Source organism: Geodermatophilus sp. CPCC 205506 (assembly GCF_051383635.1).
Lineage (GTDB): Bacteria > Actinomycetota > Actinomycetes > Mycobacteriales > Geodermatophilaceae > Geodermatophilus.
The window spans coordinates 1-20156 of record NZ_JALPKP010000077.1 but is presented as its reverse complement, the minus strand read 5'-3'; the positions used below and the strand labels follow the sequence as shown (position 1 = coordinate 20156).

Here is a 20156-nt window from a genome sequence, read left to right as displayed (position 1 = left end):
GCCCTGGCCGCGGCCACCGGCGGCCTGCCCTTCGCCGTCGTCGAGGGGGCGCGGGCGCTGGCCGCGGACCCGGCGAGCCCGCCCCGGCACGCCCCGCTGCCGCCGGGCCTGGCGCCGGAGGTGCTCCGGGCGCTGGCCACCGTGGCGGTCCTCGGCTCGTCGTTCGACACCGACGAGTTCCTGGCGCTCACCGGCCTGGACGACGTGGCGGCCTACGCCGTCCTGGACGCCGGGCTCGCCGCCCGGCTGCTGCGCCGCACCGAGCAGGGCTTCACCTTCGGCCACGCGCTGCAGCGGGAGACCCTGCTCGAGCGGTGGACCGGCCCCGGCGGACGGCGGGCCGCGCACCTGGCCGCGGCACGGGCACTGCAGCAGCTCGACCGCTCCCCCGGCCGGATCGGGCACCACCTGGTCCAGGCCGGGCAGGCCGCGGCGGCCGTGCCGTGGGTGCTGCGGGCGGCGGAGACCGAGGCCGCGCTGGGCGCCCACCGCGACGCGCTGGTCCTCCTCGACCAGGTCCGCGCCGCGGCCACCGGTGAGGACGTCGGCCGGCTGCTCGCGCTGCGCGCCGACCTGCTCGAGGCCTGCGGCGACCTGGCCTCCGTCGACGCCTACCGCGAGGCCCTGGCCGCCGTCTCCGACCCCGTGCGGCGCACCCGCGTGCGCACCCGGCTGGCCCGCGCGGCGACCCGCCGCGGCGACCTGGAGACCGCCACCGCCGCCCTGGAGGGGCTGCCGCTCGACGGCGGCAGCAACGACGGCGAGCTGCTCGTCGCGCGCGGGAGCCTGGCCTTCTACCGGCGCGACTTCGCCGCCGCCGACGACGCCGTGGCGCAGGCCCGGCAGCGGCTCGCGCTGGACGCCCCCGTGATCAGCCGGCTGCACCTGGTCAACCTCCAGGGGCTGCTGGCCCACCACCGCGGCGAGTGGTTCCAGCAGTTCCGGGCCGAGCTGCGCGCCGGCGTCCAGCGGGCGGACCTCGCCCTCGGGTTCTTCGACTCCCACCTCTGCGTCGCGGAGTACCTGCTCTACGGGCCCACCCCCTACGACGAGGTGCTCGAGCTCGCCGCCGAGCTCCGCCGGACCGCCGAGCGGGCCGGCCTGCTCCACGCGGTGGCCTTCGCCGGGGCGCTGCGCGGCGAGGCCGCCCTGCTCAAGGGCGACCTCGACCTGGCCGAGGCCGAGCTGGCCGAGGCGGCCGACCTGCACCACGCCCTGGAGGCGCCGGCCGGGGAGGCGCACTCGCTGCAGCGGCTGGCCGAGGTGCACCTGCGCCGCGGGGACCCCGCCGTGGCGACCCCGCTGCTGCAGCGCGCGCTGCCCCTGGCCCGCTGGTCGACGATCGCGCCCTGCCTGCTCCCGCGCCTCTACGGGACCATGATCGAGGCCGCGGAGGACCCCGAGCGCGCACGCGCGGTCGTCGACCGGGCCGAGGCCACCCTGGGCCCGGCGGGCGACGACCAGTGCTCGTTCTGCGCGATCATGCTGGCCGCCCCGGCGGCGCGGACCTGCGCCGCCGCCGGCGACCTGGACCGCGCCCGCCACTGGCTCACGGTCGCCGAGCGCAGCGTGGCGCGGTGGGAGGGCACCGCCTGGCAGGGGGCGCTGCTCGAGGCGCGGGCGGCACTGGCCCGGGCCGAGGGCGACGGGGGCGGCGCCGCCCGGCTGTCGGCCGGCGCGGCGGAGCTGTTCGACGCCGCCGGCCAGCCGCTGGACGCTGCCCGGTGCCGGGCGACCGCGGAGCCGGCCGCGGTGCCGGCGCCGCGCGCTGCCCGGGTCCCGGTGAGCGGACCTCCCCCGGCGTAGGTGGCCGTGCCTCCGCGTCGCCCTCGTGCCGGACTCCGCGCCCCTACACCCGGCCGGCCGCTCCCTCGGTCAGGGGCAGCAGCACCTGGAAGCGGGTGTCCCCGGGCTCGGAGCGGACGCGGAGGTCCCCGCCGTGCCGGTTCACCACGATCCGCCAGGAGACGTCGAGGCCGAGACCGGTGCCCTGGCCGACCGGCTTGGTGGTGAAGAACGGCTCGAACACGCGGCGGTGCAGGTCGGCCGGGATGCCCGGGCCGGTGTCCGCGACCTCGACCAGCGCGCAGTCGCCGTCCCGGGTGGTCCGCAGGGTGAGCGTCCCCTCCCCCGCCATGGCGTCGAGCGCGTTGTGGATGAGGTTGGTCCACACCTGGTTGAGCTCCCCGGCGTACCCGGGCACCGGCGGCAGCGACCGGTCGTAGTCCTTGACCACCGTCACCCCGGGCGTGATCTTGGCGCCGAGCACGACCAGCGTGGCGTCCAGCCCCTCGTGTACGTCGGTGGGCTGGTGCGGCGCCCGGTCCAGCTGGGAGTACTGCCGGGCGGCGTCGACCAGCCCGGAGATCCGGGCGGTGCTCTCGATGATCTCGACCAGCAGCGTCTCGGTCTCGACCGTGTAGGACAGCCAGCGCAGCGCCGCCTCCAGCGCCCCGGGCTCCACCGCGTCCGCGACCCGGTCGAGGTCGTCGGGGCCCAGGCCGGCCGACACGAAGACGCCGGCCAGCTCCCACGCCCCGCCGATGTCGTGGTCGTCCAGCCAGTCGCCGAGCTCGTCCTCCCGGTCGGAGCGCTGCAGCGCGGTCAGGTCCGGAGCGCTGCTGACGCGGGCGACGAGTTCCTCCTGCAGTCCGGTGAGGGACCGCAGCACGGCGCCGTCGAGCCGGCCGGCCGACAGCAGGGCCAGCTTGTGCCGCATGCCGGCGACCCGGTCGCGCAGCGCGGCCGCGGCCCGGGACGCCGCCGCGGCGGGGTTGTTCAGCTCGTGGGTCAGGCCGGCGGTCAGCTTGCCCAGGGCCAGCAGCCGCTCCCTCTGGGCCACCAGTTCGGTGATGTTGCGCTGCCCGAAGAACAGCCCCTCCAGCAGGTGCACCGCCATCGGGAACCACTGCCGGAAGACCGCCTCGAACTCCGCGGCCGGCAGCGCGAGGAACCGGCAGTCGGTGATCGCGCGCACCGTGCCCGGGTAGGTCTGGGCGATCCGGTCGCCGACGTAGAACTGCACCGCGCCGGAGTAGGCGCCGCGGTGCGACGTCCGGACGGTCTCGACCTCGCTGCCCCCGACCACCCGGACCATGCTCATCGTGCCGTCGAGCAGGACGTAGAAGCAGGTGGCCGGCTCGCCCTCGACCGAGACGTCGCTGCCGGCCCGGCACTCGACGATGTCGGCGTGCTCGGCGACCCAGGCCAGCTGCGCGTCGTCGAGGTGGGCGAACAGGAACAGCTCGCGCAGCTCGGCCGGGGTCAGCCGCGCGTCGGAGGCCGTCATCTCTCCTCCAGGTAGCGGTGCACGAGCGTCACGGCCATGGCGCCCTCCCCGACGGCCGAGGCGACCCGCTTGACCGAGTCGGCCCGCACGTCCCCGGCGACGAAGACGCCGGGGAGGCTGGCCTCCAGGAAGTAGGGGTCGCGGTCGGGCTCCCAGCCCGGTGGCCGGCGTCCCTCGGTGAGCAGCGCCGGCCCGGTGGGGATGAAGCCGCGCTCGTCGCGGACGACCGCGCCGTCCAGCCAGCCGGTGCGCGGCGCCCCGCCGATGAAGACGAACAGGTGGCTCGCCGCAACGGTCTCCCGCTGCCCGGTGCGCCCGTCCTGCACCGTGAGTGCCTCCAGGTGCTCGCCGCCGTGGGCGCTCTCGACCGTGGTGCAGGTGCGCACCGAGATCGCCGGGATCGCGGCCACCTGCTCGATGAGGTACGCCGACATCGACGCCTCCAGCGACGACCCGCGCACCAGCAGGCAGACCGATCGCGCGTACCGCGAGAAGAACACCGCCGCCTGGCCCGCGGAGTTGGCCCCGCCGACGATGAAGACGTCGCGCTCGGCGCACTCGGCGGCCTCGGTCATCGCCGATCCGTAGAACACGCCGCGCCCGGTCAGGTCGTCGACGCCGTCCACCCCCAGGCTGCGGTACGAGACGCCGGTGGCCAGGACGACGGCGTGCGCGCCGATGGTGCGGCCGTCGTCGAGGCGCAGCACCCGCTTGGGCCCGTGCGTCTCCAGCGCGACGGCGGTCCGCGCCAGCAGCAGCTCCGCGCCGAACTTGACCGCCTGCCGGCGGGCGCGGTCGGCGAGCTGGCCGCCGGAGACGCCGTCGGGGAAGCCTAGGTAGTTCTCGATCCGGCTGCTCTGCCCGGCCTGCCCGCCGGTGGCCACCTGCTCCACCAGCACGGTGCGCAGCCCCTCCGACGCCCCGTAGACCGCCGCACCCAGGCCGGCCGGCCCGCCGCCGACGACGACGAGGTCGTAGAAGTCCGACTGCGGCTCGACGCCGAGGCCCGCGACCCCGGCCAGGTCGGCCTCGCTCGGGTGCCGGAGCACCTGCGCGTCCGGGGTGATGACCACCGGGACGTCGTCCGGACCGGCGCCGGCGGCCGCCAGGATCCGCTGCCCCTCCGGCTCGTCGACGCTGTACCACCGGTAGGGGACAGCGTTGCGCGCGAGGAAGTCCCGCGCCCGGAACGACGGCGCCGACCAGCGGTGGCCGACGAGCTTCATGCCCTCGAACGCGGCGTCCGGCGACTCGCGCCAGGCCTCGATCATCGCGTCGACGACCGGGTAGAGCTTCTCCTCCGGCGGGTTCCACGGCTTGAGCAGGTAGGAGTCCACGTCGACGACGTTGATCGCCGCGATCGCCGCGTCGGTGTCGGCGTACGCGGTCAGCAGCGCCCGGCGGGCGCGGGGGAAGAGGTCCATGGCCCGCTCGAGGAACTCGATGCCGTTCATCTCGGGCATGCGGTAGTCGGCGAGGACCGCGGCCACCGGGTCGCCGCGCAGCTTCAGCTCCCGCAGCGCGTCGAGCGCCTCGTCGCCGGAGGCGGCCCGCAGCACCCGGAACTCCTCGCCGTAGCGGCGGCGGAGGTCACGGGCGACGGCCCGGGAGACCCCGGGGTCGTCGTCCACGCTGAGCAGGACGGGCTTGCCCATGTCGGCCTCCTGTCGGGCGCGCCAGGGCACCCGGACGCGGCCCCCGGCGGCGCAACGCTAGTCCGCGGCACGGCGCGGGCGACAGCCTCGCGGGCGCGGGGTCGCGCGCCTACCGTGGGCGCGGATCGCCGCCGGACGGAGGGACGCCGCCATGACCGCTGCCCCGGGGATCGACCCGTCGGTGCCACCGAGCGGCACCGGATGCGTGGAGTGCGAGGCCGACGGCGGCTGGTGGTTCCACCTCCGCCGCTGCGCGCAGTGCGGCCACATCGGCTGCTGCGACTCCTCGCCGGCCCAGCACGCGCGCCGGCACGCCACCGAGTCCGGTCACCCCGTCATCCGCAGCTTCGAGCCGGGTGAGGGCTGGTTCTGGGACTTCAGCCGCGAGGAGGCCGTGACCGGGCCGGACCTCGCCCCGCCGCCGGCCCACCCGCACGACCAGCCGGCGCCCGGCCCGCGCGGCCGGGTGCCGGCCGACTGGCGCGCTCACCTGCACTGATCCCGGCCCGTCGCTCGCTCCACAGCGGGGGCGACGGGGGTACCCGCCGGTGTCGCACGACGGGCGCGCCGAACGAACCGGCGACGGGCTCTTGACAAGGCGCTGTGACGGGCAGCACCATCTCTGCAACCGGTTACTGAAACCGGTTGCAGCAACAGTCTCGCTGCCGGATCCCCGGTTCCTGTCTCCCCCTGGGCCCGCCGGCGCCCCAGTCACCCAGTCCCCGCATCGAGGAGGACCCCATGCCCGACGTCCTGGTCGAGCCCGACGGCGCACACGAGCCACACCGACCGAAGACGCCCAAGAAGGCCGCGGTCAGTGCGTGGATCGGCAGCGCCCTGGAGTACTACGACTTCTTCATCTACGGCACCGCGGCCGCGCTGATCTTCCCGGAGATCTTCTTCCCGGAGGGCAACGAGGCCGCCGCCACGGTCGCCTCGCTGGCCACCTTCGGCGTCGCCTACGTGGCCCGCCCCATCGGCTCGTTCATCCTCGGGCACCTCGGGGACAAGGTCGGCCGCAAGAAGGTCCTGCTGATCACGCTCTTCGGCATGGGCATCGCGACCTTCCTCATCGGCGTGCTGCCCACCTACGAGCAGATCGGCTTCGCCGCACCGGTGCTGCTGCTGATCCTCCGGATCTGCCAGGGCCTGGCCGTGTCCGGCGAGCAGTCCAGCGCGAGCTCGATGTCCCTGGAGCACGCGCCGGCCAACCGGCGGGCGTTCTTCACCAGCTTCACGCTGGCCGGCACCCAGTTCGGCCTCATCCTCGCCACCGCGGTCTTCATCCCGATCGCCGCGCTGCCCACCGAGGACCTGCTCTCGTGGGGCTGGCGGATCCCGTTCCTGCTCAGCGCGGTGGTCATGCTGGTCGCCTGGTGGATCCGGCGGACGCTGCACGAGACGCCGGCCTTCGAGGAGGAGCAGGAGCGGCAGGAGGTGCCGCGGACCCCGCTCAAGCAGCTGTTCCGGCACTACTCGCCCGACGTGCTCAAGGTCGTCTTCGCCGCGCTGGTCTCGACCATCAGCACGATCCTGTCGATCTACAGCCTCAGCTACGGCGTGAACACGATCGGCCTGTCCCGGACCAGCCTGCTGTGGATGCTCATCCTGTCCAACGTCGTCGCCCTCGGCGCCATCCCGCTGTGGGGTCGCATCGGTGACCGGATCGGCCGCAAGCCCGTCTTCGTCGTCGGCGCACTCGGCCCGGCGGTGCTGATCTGGCCGTTCATCTGGTCGGTCAGCCAGGCCAACATCGGGCTGGTGTTCCTCTTCGGCATCGTGCTCGGCGGGGTCGCCTACAGCGCCTACGGCGGCGTCGGCTACGCACTGTGGAGCGAGCAGTTCGACACCCGGGTGCGCATGTCCGGCGTCGCGGTCGGCACCCAGTTCGGCTTCGCGCTGGGCGGCTTCGCCCCGTCGATCGCCGCCGCCCTGGCCGGCCCGGACCTGGAGAACTGGGTCCCGGTCGCGATCTTCGCCAGCGCCGCGGCCGTCGTCGCGACCATCGCGGTGCTGACCATGCGCGAGACGCACAAGGTGCCGCTCAACGACCTGGGCCGCGCCTCGGCCCGGGAGACCACCTCCGCGGCCGCCTGAGTCCCACCCTCGCGGAGCGGGCGTCCCCGGTGCACCCGGGGGCGCCCGCTCCGTGCGTCTCCCCCGCCACGCGACGACGGCCCGCTCCCCCCGGGGGAGCGGGCCGTCGGCCGTCGGGTCAGCGGGGGGCGGGTCCGGTGGAGGCGCGCACGATGAGCTCGGTGGCCAGGCTCTCCCGGGGCGCCCGGCCGTCGCCGGGTGCCGGCTCGGCCAGCATCCGGACGGCGACCGCACCCGCCCGGCCGACCGGGACCCGCACCGACGTCAACGCCGGCTGGGTCAGCCCGGCGATCCAGCTGTCGTCGATGCCGACGACGCTGATCTGCCCGGGGATGCGCACGCCGCGCTCGGAGAGCCGACTCACCACGCCGAGGGCGATCTGGTCGTTGTAGGCCAGCACGGCGGTGACGTCCGCGGCCAGCACCAGGTCGGCCGCCCGGACGCCCGGTTCGAAGCGGGGCTGGAAGGAGCCGAGGTCGACCACCTCGAGCCCGGAGCCCTCGGCGGCGGCGAGCAGCGCGCGGTGCCGCTCGGGGGTCACGTAGGACTCCTCGGGACCGCCCAGGTAGGCCAGCCGCCGGTGCCCGAGGGCGACCAGGTGCGCGACCGCCTGGCCGATGCCCTGGTCGCTGGGGGTCGCCACCGCGGGGACGCCGTCCAGCACGCGGCTGACGGTGACCACGGGGGTGAGGGCCGCGACCGCGCGGATGTCCTCCTCCGGCAGCCGGGAGGAGGCGAGCACCAGGCCGTCGACCTGGCGGGCCATCGCCAGCGCGACCTCGAGCTCCTGCCCCACGTGCTCGTCGGAGTCGGCCACGAACAGCGACCGCCCCTGGCGACGGGCCTCCCGCTGCACCTCCTTGATGAGCGGGGTGAAGAACGGGTTGGCGATGTCGGGGACGATCACCCCGAGGTTGCCGGTGCGCCCCATGGCCAGGCTGCGGGCGACCGGGTTGGGCTGGTAGCCCAGCTCGGCCGCCGCGGCGAACACCCGCCGGCGGGCGTCCTCGGCGACCACCTCCGGGCGCGCGAAGGCCCGCGACACCGTCGAGGGCGAGACCCCCGCGTGCGCCGCCACCGTCCGGATGTTCGTCACGCGTGCTCCCGTTCCGTCAGCCTCCGGCACCCCGCGCCGCAGCGACACCGATCATGCCGTGCAACGGTGCAGCAGCCGGTGCAGGTCCCGGCACATGAGGTCCGCGGCGGCCTCGGCGGCCGGGGACACCGAGCCGAAGCTGAAGAACCCGTGGTCGAGCGTGGGGAAGTCGCGGAACACGAGCGGGACGCCGGCGGCGCCCAGGGCGGCGGCGTAGTCCAGCGTGTCGGCGTGGAGGAAGTCGTGGGCGCCGATCCCGATGACGGTCGGCGGCAGCGCCGCCAGGGTGGGGGCCAGGACCGGTGACACCCGCGGGTCGGCGGCCAGAGCGTCGGCGTCCGCCCCGAGGTACAGCGACCGGACGTCGGCGCTCGTGTCGCCGCGCAGGTCGGTGCTCGGGTAGACGAGGAACTGGGCGGCCACCGGGATGCCGCGGTCGACGAACTCCTGGGTCAGCACCGCGGCCAGGTTGCCGCCGGCGCTGTCGCCGGCGACCACGAAGCGGGAGCGGTCCCCGCCGAACCGGTCGATGTGCTCGAGCACCCACTCGGCGACGGCGCGGCAGTCGTCCAGCCCGGCCGGGAACGGGTGCTCGGGGGCCAGGCGGTAGTCGACCTGGACCACCACGGCGCCGGCGGTGGCCGCGAGCCGGGCGGCGCTGCCCTGGTGCGAGTCCAGGTCGCCGATCACCCAGCCGCCGCCGTGCACGTACAGCAGGGTGACGTCGGTGGGCTGCGGCGGCCGCTGGACGCGGATCGGGATGTCGCCGGCCGGCCCGGGGACCACGTCGTCGGCCACCGACACCAGGGGGAAGGGCGGGGGCGGGTAGAAGTCCCGCCGCATCACCACCCCGCGCTCGCGGGCCACCTCGGGCGGGGCCTCCAGCAGCGGCCACATGCCGGTGGCCGCCATGCGCTCCTCCATGTCGGCGGTCTGCGGATCCAGTGGCCGGGGGGCGCCGAGCCGGCGCTCGGCGAGGACGCGGCGCAGGAAGGAGATCGACGCGTCGGTGACCTCGGGGACGACGGGCGCACCGACGAAGACGTGGTCGCCGGCGGTCTCGACGTACTCCGCGTCGACCCGGGCCGCGAGCAGCGCGTCGTGCAGGATCCGGCTCTGCTCGACCGGGACGAGCTGGTCGTCCTTGCCGTGCGCCACGAAGACCGCCGGCCCGTCGGGGCGCACGTAGCGCACCGGCGAGAGCTCATCGCGGGTCCAGGTGGTGTCGCGCAGCAGGATCGCGAAGACATCCCCACCCGCCTCGCCGTCCCCCAGCTCCTCGGACTCGGCGTCCACCGGGGACGGCGACATCGCCACGAGGTCGGACGGGCCGTACCAGTCGACGACGGCCTGCACCTCCGCGGACCGGTCGGTGGCCTCGCCGACCGGCGGTTCGGCCTCCAGCCGGCGGCAGAGCCCGGCCAGCAGGGACAGGTGCGCCCCGGCCGACTCGCCCCACAGGGCGACCCGGGACCCGTCGAGACCGAACAGGCCGGCCTGGGCCCGCAGCCACCGCACGGCGGCCTGCACGTCGAGCACCCCGGCCGGGAGCGCCGCCTCGGCGGCCAGCCGGTAGTCGACCAGCGCGACGGCGAAGCCGGCGGCGACGATGCGCTCGACGACCCGGTTCTGGTGCAGGTGCGGCGCCCGCCGGCGGCGCGAGCCGTGCACCCAGCCGCCGCCGTGCACCCACACCACGAGCGGCGCGCCCTCGGCCGGCCGCTCGGCGGGGACCCGCAGGTCGAGCATCAGCGGCCGGTAGCCGGGCTCGACGGCGTAGACGAGGGCGTCCCAGCGCAGCTCGCCGTCGGCGCCGCGCACCGGCGGGTCGAACGGGAAGGCGGCCGTGCCGTCGGAGAGCGGGCCCGGCTCCGGGCGGGCGACGGCGAGCAGGTCGTCGGACTCGGGCACGGGACTCCTCCGGAGCTGAGCAGGGGCGCCGGGGCCCCACGGGGCCGGGCCGCGACACCGGCGGTGCACCGACTATGCAACCGGTGTCATCGAAATGTCAACGCGCTGCTGCAGGGAGGTCCCCGACGTGGGGAACGTGTCGTTGACACCGGTTGCAGAGGGTTTCACACTGGCGGGGCGTCGGTGCACCGGATCACACCGGCCCCCGCCCCGCTCCCCCTCCGCGCCCGAACCCGGGAGGCATCCCCTGTCCGAGAACGCGCTCCCCTCCCCCGCCGACCGGCCCGGTGTCCTGGTCGGCCTGGTCGGCACCGGCATCGGGCCCTCGCTGACCCCGCCGCTGCACGAGCGGGAGGCCGACGAGCTCGGTCTCCGGTACCTCTACCGGCGGCTGGACCTCGACCGGCTGCGGCTGCCGGCCACCGCCGTCGGCGACGTCCTCGCCGCGGCCCGGATCGCGGGCTACGACGGCCTCAACGTCACGCACCCGTGCAAGCAGATGGTCCTGGCCCACCTCGACGAGCTCTCGCCCGACGCCGAGGCGCTCGGCGCGGTCAACACCGTCGTCCTGCGCGACGGCCGGGCGGTCGGGCACAACACCGACTGGTCGGGCTTCGCTCGGGCCTTCGACCGCGGGCTGCCCGACGCCGGGACAGACCGCGTCGTGCTGCTCGGCGCCGGTGGCGCCGGGGCCGCCGTGGCGCACGCGCTGCTCACCCTCGGCACCCGCCGGCTGACCGTCGTCGACAGGGACGTCGCGCGGGCCGCCGAGCTCGCCGGCGCGCTCCGCGACCGGTTCGGCGCCGACCGCGCGAGCGGTGCGGACACGGCCACCCTGCCCGAGGCCCTCCGCGACGCCGACGGCCTGGTGCACGCCACCCCCACCGGCATGGCGGCGCACCCCGGCCTGCCGCTGGACGCCGGCCTGCTCCGCCCCGGCCTGTGGGTGGCCGACATCGTCTACCGCCCGCTGGAGACCGAGCTGGTCCGCACCGCCCGGGAGCTGGGCTGCCAGGTGCTCGACGGCGGCGGCATGGCGGTCTTCCAGGCCGTCGACGCCTTCCGGCTGTTCACCGGCGTGGAGCCCGATGCCGAGCGGATGCTGGCGCACTTCACGACGCTGGTCGCCGGACCGGAGCGCGACGTCCGTGTCGGCTGAACGGCCCGCCCGCCGGCGCGCGATCGCCACGGTCTGCCTCTCCGGCACGCTGGAGGACAAGCTGACCGCGGCGGCGGCCGCGGGGTTCGACGGCGTCGAGGTGTTCGAGCCCGACCTGCTGGCCTCCCCGTGGTCGCCGGGGGAGATCGCCGGGCGCTGCGCCGACCTCGGGCTCTCGATCGACCTGTACCAGCCCTTCCGCGACCTCGACTCCACCGACCCGGAGCGGTTCGCCCGCAACCTGCGCCGGGCCGAGTGCAAGTTCGACGTCATGGCCGCGCTCGGCGTCGACACCGTGCTGGTCTGCTCGTCGGTGTCGCCCGACGCGGTCGACGACCCCGACCGGCTGGCCGAGCAGCTGGCCACCGCCGCGGCCCGCGCCGGCGAGCGCGGGCTGCGGATCGCCTACGAGGCGCTGGCCTGGGGCACCTCCGTGTCCACCTGGGAGCGCTCGTGGGACGTCGTCCGCCGGGCCGGCTCCCCGGCGCTCGGGCTGTGCCTGGACAGCTTCCACGTGCTCTCCCGCGGCGGGGACCCGTCCGGCTTCGCCCAGGTCCCCGGCGACAAGATCTTCTTCCTCCAGCTGGCCGACGCGCCGCAGCTGCGGATGGACGTCCTCCAGTGGAGCCGCCACCACCGGCTCTTCCCCGGCCAGGGCGCCTTCGACCTGCCCGGCTTCCTCGGCTGCGTGCTCGCCGCCGGCTACACCGGCCCGCTGTCGCTCGAGGTGTTCAACGACGTCTACCGGCAGTCCGACCCGGCCCGGACGGCGGTGGACGCGATGCGCTCGCTGCAGTGGCTCGATGAGTCCCTGGCGCTGCGCCGTCCGGACGCCGGGCCGCCCCCTCCCCCGGCCGCGCCCGCGCTGACCGGCTGGTCGTTCACCGAACTGGCCGTCGACGGCGTCTCCGGACCCCGGGTCGCCGGCGTGCTGGGCGCCCTCGGCTTCACCCACACCGGCCAGCACCGGTCCAAGCCCGTGCAGCTGTGGGAGCAGGGCCGGGCGCGGGTGCTCCTGAACGCCTCCGTCGTCCGGCCGGCCGCCACCGGGGTCGCGTCGGTCGCCGCCCTCGGCCTGGAGAGCGCCGACCCGGTGCGTTCGGCGGAGCGGGCCGAGGCGATGAGCGCGCCGGTCCTGCCCCGCTCCCGCGGGGCGGCCGAGGCCGAGCTCTCGGCGATCGCCGCACCCGACGGGACGCAGGTCTTCTTCACCCGGACCGTCCCCGACGGCTGGCCGGCCGACTTCCTGCCGACCGGGCAGACGGCGGGCGCGGGCGCGGGGATCACCGGCGTGGACCACGTCGGGCTCGCCCAGCCCTTCGACGCCTTCGACGAGGCCGGGCTGTTCTACCGCGCCGTGCTCGGGCTCGAGCCGCAGGAGGTCACCGAGCTGGCCGCGCCGTTCGGGCTGGTGCGCACCCGCGCGGTCACCGGCCCCGACCGCGCGGTGCGGCTGGCGCTCAGTGTGTCCGCGCTGCGGCGGGGCGGCTGGGCGCCCGGCGTCCCCGAGCCGCAGTACGTCGCCTTCGTGACCGACGACCTGGTCGCGACCGCGCGCCGGCTGCGGGCGGCCGATGCGCCACTGCTGCCCGTGCCGGCCAACTACGTCGACGACCTGGACGCCCGGTTCGACCTCCCCGCCGACCTGCTCGCCGCGATCGGCGAGCACGGGCTGATGTACGAGGAGGACGCACACGGCGGGTACCTGCACCTGGCCACCGAGGTGCTCGGCGACCGGGTGTTCTTCGAGGTGGTGCAGCGGCTGGGCGGCTACGACGGCTACGGCACCGCCGACACGCCGGTCCGGATGGCCGCCCACCGCCGGTCCCGGCAGACCGCCGTCGTCCCCCGGTAGCGGAGTCGCCGGGGGACGGTTCCCGAACCTCGACGACTCCGCTCAGCGCAGGTGCTGGTCGAAGAAGCGCAGGATGCGGGCCCAGGCGTCCTCGGCCGACGGGTGGTGGTAGCCGAATCCGGCCACCCGCTCCAGGACGGCGAACGGGCCGCTGTTGTGCCGGTTCATGAAGGAGTGGCCGGCGTCGGGGTACTCGCGGACGTCGTTCGGCACCCCGTGGCCGGTGAGCACCCCCTCCAGCCGCTGCGCCGCTCCCCGCAGGCCGCGGTCCCGCCGGCCGAAGCTCGCCACGACCGGGCAGGCGCCGGCCAGCACCTCCTCGGCGTCGCGGGGCAGCAGCGCGTAGTTCGGCGCCGACGCGTCGAAACCGCGGGTGGCGGCCAGCAGCGCGAACCCGCCGCCCATGCAGAAGCCGATGACCCCGACCCGGCCGGTGCAGTCGGGGCGGTCGGCCAGCCACCGGCGGGCGGCCTCGAAGTCACCGAAGGCGGCGCCCTCCTGCCGGAAGAGGTCGCCGAAGGTGCGCTTGAGGCAGCGCACCGCGCCGCCGGCGGTGAACAGGTCCGGGGCGACGGCGAGGTAGCCGGCGGCGGCCAGGCGGTCGGCGTGCGCGCGGACGTCGTCGGTGAGCCCGAACGCCTCGTGGACGACCACCACGCCGGGCCACGGACCGTCCCCGACCGGCGGCACGGCGAGGTGGGCGCGCAGCTCGGGCGCGCTGGTCGCGCCGGGGATCGTCGTCTCGGGCACGGGCGGCCTCCTCGCGTCGTCGCAGGAGGAGGACGCTATCGACCCGGCCGGGCAACGGGGGCCCGGCGCCGTCGCCGCTCAGCCGGTGAAGGCGCCCGTCTCGGCCATGCGCCGCGGCGGGACGGTCTTCAGGCGGGCGACGGCGTCGGCGAGCGGCACCAGCTCGATCTCGGTGCCGCGCAGCGCCACCATCTGCCCGTGCCGGCCCTCGTGCGCGGCGATGGTGGCGTGCAGCCCGAAGCGGGTGGCCAGCACCCGGTCGAACGACGTCGGGGTGCCGCCGCGCTGCACGTGGCCGAGGACGGTGGTGCGCACCTCCTTGCCGGTGCGCCGCTCGAGCTCGTCGCCGAGCTGCTGGGCCACGCCGGTGAACCGGCGGTGGCCGTACTCGTCGACGCCGCCGTCGCGGACCCGCATCGTGTCCGGCAGCGGCCGGGCGCCCTCGGCGACGACACCGATCACGTGGGTGTCCCCGCGCGCGAAGCGGTCCTCGACGATCGTGGCCACCTCGGCCACGTCGAACGGCTCCTCGGGGACGAGGGTGACGTGCGCGCCGGAGGCCAGCCCCGCGTGCAGCGCGATCCAGCCGGCGTGCCGCCCCATCACCTCGACCAGCAGCACCCGCTGGTGCGACTCCGCGGTGGTGTGCAGCCGGTCGATGAGGTCGGTGGCGATGCTGACCGCGGTGTCGAAGCCGAAGGTCAGGTCGGTGCCGTCGATGTCGTTGTCGATGGTCTTGGGGATGCCGACCACCGGGACGCCGGCCTGCGAGAGCAGGTGCGCCGCGGTCAGCGTGCCCTCGCCGCCGATCGGGACGAGCACGTCGACGCCGTGCGCGGCGAGCACGCCCTTCATCTGCGCCAGCCCGGCGTGCAGCTTCTCCGGAGCCACGCGGGCCGACCCGAGCGTCGTCCCGCCCCGGGTGAGGAGCCCGTCGACGGCCGCGACGTCCAGCGGCGTCGTCCGGTCCTCGAGCAGGCCCCGCCAGCCGTCGCGGAAGCCGAGCACCTCGCTGTCGTAGTGGGTCGTCGCCGTGCGGACGACGGAGCGGATGACGGCGTTGAGGCCGGGGCAGTCGCCCCCGCCGGTCAGGATCCCGATGCGCACCGGCTGCTCCCTGGGGTCGTGGGCCGGGTCGCGAGGAACCATACGTCATGACGACATGACGACCCTCCCCGGCGCGCGGAGGATCTCAGGAGATCTCCGCCACCCCGGCGGCGTGCCGGCGGGCCAGCTCCCGGTAGATCCCGGGGTTGCCGGCCACCCAGCCGCGGGCGCCGTCGGAGAGCGGTCCACGCACCCGGGCGGGGACGCCGAGCACCATCACCTCGTCGGGCACCGCCATGCCGGGCGGCACCAGGCTGTGCGCCCCGACCAGCGCCCGGGCGCCGATGCGGGCGCCGTCCTGCACCGTCGCGCCGTTGCCGATCAGCGCCTCGGCGCCGATCACCGCGCCGTGCACGACGCACATGTGCCCGACCGTGGCCCCCGGGCCGACCTCGGTCTCGGGGTCCTCCCCGCCGTGCAGCACCGAGTTGTCCTGCACGTTGGCGCCGGTCCGGATCACGATCCGGCCGAAGTCGGCGCGCAGCACCACGCCGTACCAGACCGACGCGCCGGCCTCGACGACGACGTCGCCCACGAGGGTCGCGGTCGGCGCCACCCACGCCTCCGGGTGCACCTGCGGGGACCGGCCTTCGAAGGAGAACTGCGGCACGGGCGCCGAGCCTAGGGGTCGGTCAGGGGCGCCGTCCCCGGGGCAGCCGGTCAGGAGGCGCCGGGGTCCTCCAGGACGAACAGCGGCGAGAGCCCGGTGAGCTCCAGCACCTGCCGGAAGCGCGGCGTCGGGTGGCGGATGACCGCCGGCCGCCCGGCGCCGGCCGCGGACTGGGCCCACCGGACCAGCATCGACAGCGCGGTCGAGTCGATGAACTGCAGTCCCGCCACGTGCACCGCGACCAGGTCGCGCTCGTCCACCCCGGCTCGGCTCATCCGCTGCACCAGTGGGGCGTCGACGTCCCCATGGAGGTGCAGCACCGGCCCACCGGCCTCGTCCACCACCTGGAACGAGCCGCTCGGCGGCTCGTGCCCGTCCCCCCCGACGGCATCCACTCCCCAACTGTGTCGTGCGCCTCACCAGGAGACAACCACCCGGCGGCGCGCTCCCCTCCGGAGGGGTGACCGGGCCGCGTGCGAGCATCGGTCCTCGTGCGGTTGCGGGGTACCGGGGAGCTGCCCCGCGAGGTCGGCGTGCTGTCGGTCGTGGCCTTCGTGGTCGCGCTCGGGTTCGGCATCGTCGCCCCCGCCATCCCGCTGTTCGCGCGGTCCTTCGGCGTCGGCGCGACCGCGGTCGGCCTGGCCGTCAGCGCGTTCGCCTTCTTCCGGTTCGTCTCCGCCTTCAGCGGCGGCTCGCTGGTGGAGCGGTTCGGCGAGCGCGTCGTCCTCACCATCGGGCTGCTCACGGTGGCGGTGACGACGGGGCTGGCCGGGCTGGCCGGGTCCTTCCCGCTCTTCCTGGGACTGCGCGCGGCCGGCGGGATCGGCAGCGCCATGTTCACCGTGGCCGCGCTGTCGCTGCTGCTGCGGGTCTCCCCGCCGACGCACCGGGGCCGGGCGGCCGCGACGTACCAGGGGGGCTTCATCCTCGGCGGCATCGCCGGCCCGGCGGTGGGCGGGCTGCTCGCCGAGCTCTCCCCCAGCCTGCCGTTCCTGATCTACGCCGGGTTCCTGCTGGTCGCCGGCGCGGTCAGCACCTTCTTCCTCCGCTCGCCGACCGCACCGGCGGCCCCCGGCGTCCCCGCGCCGGCCGGCGCCCCGGGGCTCGAGCCCGGCCCGCTGCCGCTGCGGGCCGCCTTCCGCTCGCGGGTCTACCTGGCCGCGCTGGTGGCCAACCTGGGCGTCGGCTGGGTGGTGTTCGGCGTCCGCAACTCGCTGGTGCCGCTGTACGTGACCGAGGAGCTGGGCCGCAGCGTCGCCTGGGCCGGCGTGGGCCTGCTCGTCGGCTCCCTCGCGCAGGCGCTGGGCCTGCTGCGGTCCGGCCGGCTCGCCGACGCGTGGGGACGGCGGCCGTCGCTGGTCCTGGGGACGGCGCTGGCCACCGCCTCCACCGCCGTGCTCGTGCTGCCGCCGGCGATCGGGGCGTTCCTGCTGTCGATGGCGGTCTTCGGGCTCTCGGCCTCGCTGCTGTCCAGCGTGCCCGCCGCGCTGGTGGGCGACCTCAGCCCGGTCCGGGGCGGCCGGGTGGTCGCCGTGTTCCAGATGTCGGCCGACCTGGGGGCCATCGTCGGTCCCCTGGCCGCCGGCTGGCTCACCGACGTCGCCTCCTACCAGGTGGCCTTCGCCGTCAGCACCGCCGTGCTCGGGCTGGGGCTGGCCGCCGCGCTCGCCCTGCCGCGGTCCACCGGCGTCCCCGTCGCTCAGTCCCCGGCCGCCCCGGCGCGGTAGCCCGGCGCCCGCCCGGCCGGCCGCGGCGTCCCCGAGGCGAGCAGGGGCAGCACGCGGCGCGGCACCAGCTCCGACAGCGCCACGACGCTGGTCGAGCGCACCACCGACAGCGACCGGCCCAGCCGCAGCAGGGTCTCCTGCAGCGCGCCGTGCGACTCCGCGGCGAGGCGGCACAGCACGTCCCCGGAGCCGGTGGTCGCGTGCGCCTCGAGCACCCCCGGGATGGCCCGCAGGTCCTCGGCGACGTCGTCCAGCGCGCCCTGCGCGATCTCGAGGGTCACGAACGCCTGCACGCCGAAGCCCGCCGCCGCGACGTCGACGTCCGGGCCGTAGCCGGTGACCACCCCGGTCTCCTCCAGCCGCCGCAGCCGCGCCTGCACGGTCGCGCGGGCCACCCCCAGCCGGCGGGAGAGCTCCAGCACGCCGGCCCGCGGCTGCTCGGTGAGCGCGGTGAGCACCGCGAGGTCCAGCGCGTCCAGCCGGTCGGCCACCGTTCCTCCCGTCCCAGCTGGTCGATCCGGCCAGCCCGAGTCGCCACACCGCCCCGGAACTGGCCGGATCGGCCAGCTCGATCGAGTCATCTTGCCCATCCCCGGCGCGTCGAGGTGAGCTGGGTGCACCATCGCCAGGTACGGACCACACGGGAGAGCGCCATGACCGCCTCGCAGCACCCGGGGACCCTCGAGCAGACCCTCACCGACGAGGAGCGGCTCGCCGAGCTCACCGCCGAGCAGCTGCGCCAGCTCGTCGGCCTGGTGGAGCACGACGCCGCGACCGACCCTTTCCCGGTCAGCGGCTGGGACGCCCTCGTCTGGATCGCCGGCAACGCCACCCAGACCGCGCACTTCTTCCAGTCCGCGCTCGGCATGGAGCTGGTCGCCTACTCCGGCCCGGAGACCGGCGACCGCGACGCCCGCAGCTACGTGCTGACCTCCGGCGCGGTGCGCTTCGTCGTCCGCGGGGCGTACTCCCCGGCCAGCCCGCTGGCCGACCACCACCGGAGGCACGGCGACGGGATCGTCGACATCGCCCTCGCCGTCCCCGACGTGGACCGGTGCGTGGCGCACGCCGCGGCGGAGGGGGCGACGGTGCTCGAGGCCCCGCACGACGTGACCGACGAGCACGGCACCGTCCGGATCGCCGCGATCGCCACCTACGGCGACACCCGGCACTCGCTGGTCGACCGCTCCCGGTACACCGGCCCGTACCTGCCCGGCTACGTCGCCCGGACGTCGTCCCTGGTGCGCCGCCCCGGGGTGCCGCGGCGGCTGTTCCAGGCCGTCGACCACGTCGTCGGCAACGTGGAGCTCGGCGCGATGGACCGGTGGGTGGACTTCTACAACCGGGTCATGGGCTTCACCGACATGGCGGAGTTCATCGGGGCGGACATCGCCACCGACTACTCGGCGCTGATGAGCAAGGTGGTCGCCAACGGCAACCACCGGGTGAAGTTCCCGCTCAACGAGCCGGCGGCCGGGAAGAAGCGCTCGCAGATCGACGAGTACCTGGAGTTCTACGGCGGCCCGGGCGCCCAGCACGTCGCGCTGGCCACCAACGACATCCTCGCCTCCGTCGACGCGATGGTGGCCGAGGGCGTGGAGTTCCTCGCGACGCCGGACTCGTACTACGAGGACCCGGAGCTGCGGGCCCGCATCGGCGCCGTCCGCGTGCCGATCGAGGAGCTGCAGGCGCGCGGCATCCTGGTCGACCGCGACGAGGACGGGTACCTCCTGCAGATCTTCACCAAGCCCACCGGTGACCGGCCCACCGTCTTCTTCGAGCTGATCGAGCGGCACGGCTCGCTCGGCTTCGGCAAGGGCAACTTCAAGGCGCTGTTCGAGGCGATCGAGCGCGAGCAGGAGCGGCGCGGCAACCTCTGACCGCTCCGTGTCATTACGGTGGGTGACCGCCGACCGGGGTGTCGCGGCCGAACCTCCGCGGAACCGGCACCCCGTTGGTCACGGATCGGCAACGCCCCTAGCGTGACCGCGTCCGGACGGGTCGTTCCGTCACCTCCTGGTGACACCGGCCGGGCGCCGCCGAACCCTGTGCCGGCCCGTCTCGCCGGCTCCAGGGACCGGGGACCCACCGCAGTACTGGGGTGAAGCGCCCCGCGGTCTGTTCCAGGCCGCAGGGCGCCGGGCGACTTCCCTCCCGAACCCGTCAGCTAACTCGGTAGGCGGCCGTGGAAGAGAGGACAGACCCGCCCGCCATGGCGAGTTCGCACGCCCCTGCCCGCCGCACCGTCCCCCGCATCCTGATCGGCCTCGTCGCCGCCGGCGGGCTCACCCTCACCACCCTCCCCGCCGCCACCGCCGCCCCCGACGACCCGGCCACCTCGCAGGAGGCCGCCGCCCTCGTCGCCGCGAAGGCCCACGACCTCGAGGTCGTCACCGAGCAGTTCAACGAGGCCCGCGAACGGCTCCGGACCAGCCAGGACGCCGCCGCCCGGGCCGCCGAGGACGTCGCCGCCGCCGAGGCCGCGCTGGCCACCGCCCGCGACCGCGTGCGCACGGTCGCCCGCAGCGCCTGGACCGGCGACCGGCTCACCACCCTGTCGGCGATGCTGACCAGCGACTCGCCCGACGAGCTGCTCGACCGGGTGGGCACCCTGCAGACCATCGCCGACCACAACAACGGCGTCCTCGGCGGAGCCCAGGAGGCCACCGACGAGGCCGGCCGGGCCCGCGCCGCCGCCGTGCAGGCGCAGGCCGAGGCGCAGGCCCTGGTCGACCGGGTGGCCGCGCAGAAGGCCGATCTGGACGCCCAGGTCGCCCGCTTCCGGGCCGAGTACGACCGGCTGGCCGCCGCCGAGGCGCAGGCGGCCCGGGAGGCGGCCGAGCGGCACGCCGCCGCGGAGGCCGCACGCACCGCCGGCCAGCGGGCCTCCCGCGACTCCG

General features: G+C 75.7%; 17 protein-coding genes and 1 riboswitch. Of the genes, 8 read left to right on the top strand and 9 right to left on the bottom strand.

Annotated elements, in window-relative coordinates; all coding sequences use genetic code 11:
- Positions 1–1806: hypothetical protein (locus MY520_RS26420; protein ID WP_436695672.1), on the top strand; the 1806-nt coding region annotated here is incomplete at its 5' end.
- Between the two features lie 43 nt (positions 1807–1849).
- On the opposite strand, the gene MY520_RS26415 is transcribed toward MY520_RS26420, so the two are convergent.
- Together MY520_RS26415 and MY520_RS26410 are read right to left on the bottom strand one after the other, a co-directional pair.
- Positions 1850–3289, bottom strand: a complete 1440-nt coding sequence (locus MY520_RS26415) for an ATP-binding protein (protein ID WP_436695671.1) — start codon at positions 3287–3289, stop codon at positions 1850–1852.
- A complete protein-coding gene (locus tag MY520_RS26410) occupies positions 3286–4944 on the bottom strand; it encodes an FAD-dependent oxidoreductase (protein WP_436695670.1) in 1659 nt (552 codons plus the stop codon). Before MY520_RS26410 ends, MY520_RS26415 begins: the two co-directional genes overlap by 4 nt.
- A 151-nt stretch (positions 4945–5095) precedes the next feature.
- Between MY520_RS26410 and MY520_RS26405 the strand changes: the two genes are divergently transcribed.
- Together MY520_RS26405 and MY520_RS26400 are read left to right on the top strand one after the other, a co-directional pair.
- The gene (locus tag MY520_RS26405; RefSeq protein WP_436695669.1) at positions 5096–5443 is read left to right on the top strand and encodes a UBP-type zinc finger domain-containing protein; all 348 of its coding nucleotides are present in this window, start codon (positions 5096–5098) and stop codon (positions 5441–5443) included.
- A gap of 242 nt (positions 5444–5685) precedes the next feature.
- Positions 5686–7041: an MFS transporter gene (locus tag MY520_RS26400; protein WP_436695668.1), complete on the top strand. Its 1356-nt coding sequence runs from the start codon at positions 5686–5688 to the stop codon at positions 7039–7041.
- A 118-nt stretch (positions 7042–7159) separates the two neighbouring features.
- On the opposite strand, the gene MY520_RS26395 is transcribed toward MY520_RS26400, so the two are convergent.
- Together MY520_RS26395 and MY520_RS26390 are read right to left on the bottom strand one after the other, a co-directional pair.
- Positions 7160–8137 (bottom strand): LacI family DNA-binding transcriptional regulator, encoded by a 978-nt coding sequence (locus MY520_RS26395; protein ID WP_436695667.1) that lies wholly within the window; start codon positions 8135–8137, stop codon positions 7160–7162.
- 51 nt (positions 8138–8188) lie between these two features.
- Entirely contained in the window at positions 8189–10048 is a 1860-nt protein-coding gene (locus MY520_RS26390; protein ID WP_436695666.1) for an alpha/beta hydrolase fold domain-containing protein, read from the bottom strand.
- A gap of 142 nt (positions 10049–10190) precedes the next feature.
- Here MY520_RS26390 and MY520_RS26385 point away from each other — a divergent pair, with 142 nt between their 5' ends.
- Both MY520_RS26385 and MY520_RS26380 read left to right on the top strand, forming a co-directional pair.
- Positions 10191–11207, top strand: a complete 1017-nt coding sequence (locus tag MY520_RS26385; RefSeq protein ID WP_436695665.1) for a shikimate dehydrogenase — start codon at positions 10191–10193, stop codon at positions 11205–11207.
- Positions 11197–13062 carry a bifunctional sugar phosphate isomerase/epimerase/4-hydroxyphenylpyruvate dioxygenase family protein gene (locus MY520_RS26380; protein ID WP_436695664.1) on the top strand — a complete coding sequence of 622 codons (1866 nt, stop codon included), beginning with the start codon at positions 11197–11199 and terminating at the stop codon, positions 13060–13062. Before MY520_RS26385 ends, MY520_RS26380 begins: the two co-directional genes overlap by 11 nt.
- Before the next feature lie 42 nt (positions 13063–13104).
- Here the strand turns inward: MY520_RS26380 and MY520_RS26375 are convergent, their stop codons facing one another.
- From MY520_RS26375 to MY520_RS26360, 4 genes are all read right to left on the bottom strand, one after another.
- A complete protein-coding gene (locus tag MY520_RS26375) occupies positions 13105–13812 on the bottom strand; it encodes a dienelactone hydrolase family protein (protein WP_436695663.1) in 708 nt (235 codons plus the stop codon).
- Positions 13813–13890: 78 nt separating this feature from the next.
- Positions 13891–14919 (bottom strand): ATP-dependent 6-phosphofructokinase, encoded by a 1029-nt coding sequence (locus tag MY520_RS26370; protein ID WP_436695662.1) that lies wholly within the window; start codon positions 14917–14919, stop codon positions 13891–13893.
- An 85-nt stretch (positions 14920–15004) separates the two neighbouring features.
- Entirely contained in the window at positions 15005–15529 is a 525-nt protein-coding gene (locus MY520_RS26365) for a gamma carbonic anhydrase family protein (protein ID WP_436695661.1), read from the bottom strand.
- 50 nt (positions 15530–15579) lie between these two features.
- The gene (locus MY520_RS26360) at positions 15580–15924 is read right to left on the bottom strand and encodes an STAS domain-containing protein (RefSeq protein WP_436695660.1); all 345 of its coding nucleotides are present in this window, start codon (positions 15922–15924) and stop codon (positions 15580–15582) included.
- A 78-nt stretch (positions 15925–16002) separates the two neighbouring features.
- Here MY520_RS26360 and MY520_RS26355 point away from each other — a divergent pair, with 78 nt between their 5' ends.
- On the top strand, positions 16003–17256 hold the full coding sequence (locus MY520_RS26355; RefSeq protein ID WP_436695659.1) for an MFS transporter: 1254 nt from the start codon (positions 16003–16005) through the stop codon (positions 17254–17256).
- Here the strand turns inward: MY520_RS26355 and MY520_RS26350 are convergent.
- Positions 17229–17747 (bottom strand): Lrp/AsnC family transcriptional regulator, encoded by a 519-nt coding sequence (locus MY520_RS26350; protein ID WP_436695658.1) that lies wholly within the window; start codon positions 17745–17747, stop codon positions 17229–17231. The genes MY520_RS26355 and MY520_RS26350 overlap by 28 nt on opposite strands.
- Positions 17748–17909: 162 nt before the next feature.
- Here MY520_RS26350 and hppD point away from each other — a divergent pair, with 162 nt between their 5' ends.
- Positions 17910–19136 (top strand): 4-hydroxyphenylpyruvate dioxygenase, encoded by a 1227-nt coding sequence (gene hppD / locus MY520_RS26345; RefSeq protein ID WP_436695657.1) that lies wholly within the window; start codon positions 17910–17912, stop codon positions 19134–19136.
- A gap of 172 nt (positions 19137–19308) precedes the next feature.
- A riboswitch (cyclic di-AMP (ydaO/yuaA leader) is annotated at positions 19309–19453 on the top strand.
- 15 nt (positions 19454–19468) lie between these two features.
- On the top strand, positions 19469–20156 hold a 688-nt coding region (locus MY520_RS26340; protein ID WP_436695656.1), incomplete at its 3' end, for a coiled-coil domain-containing protein.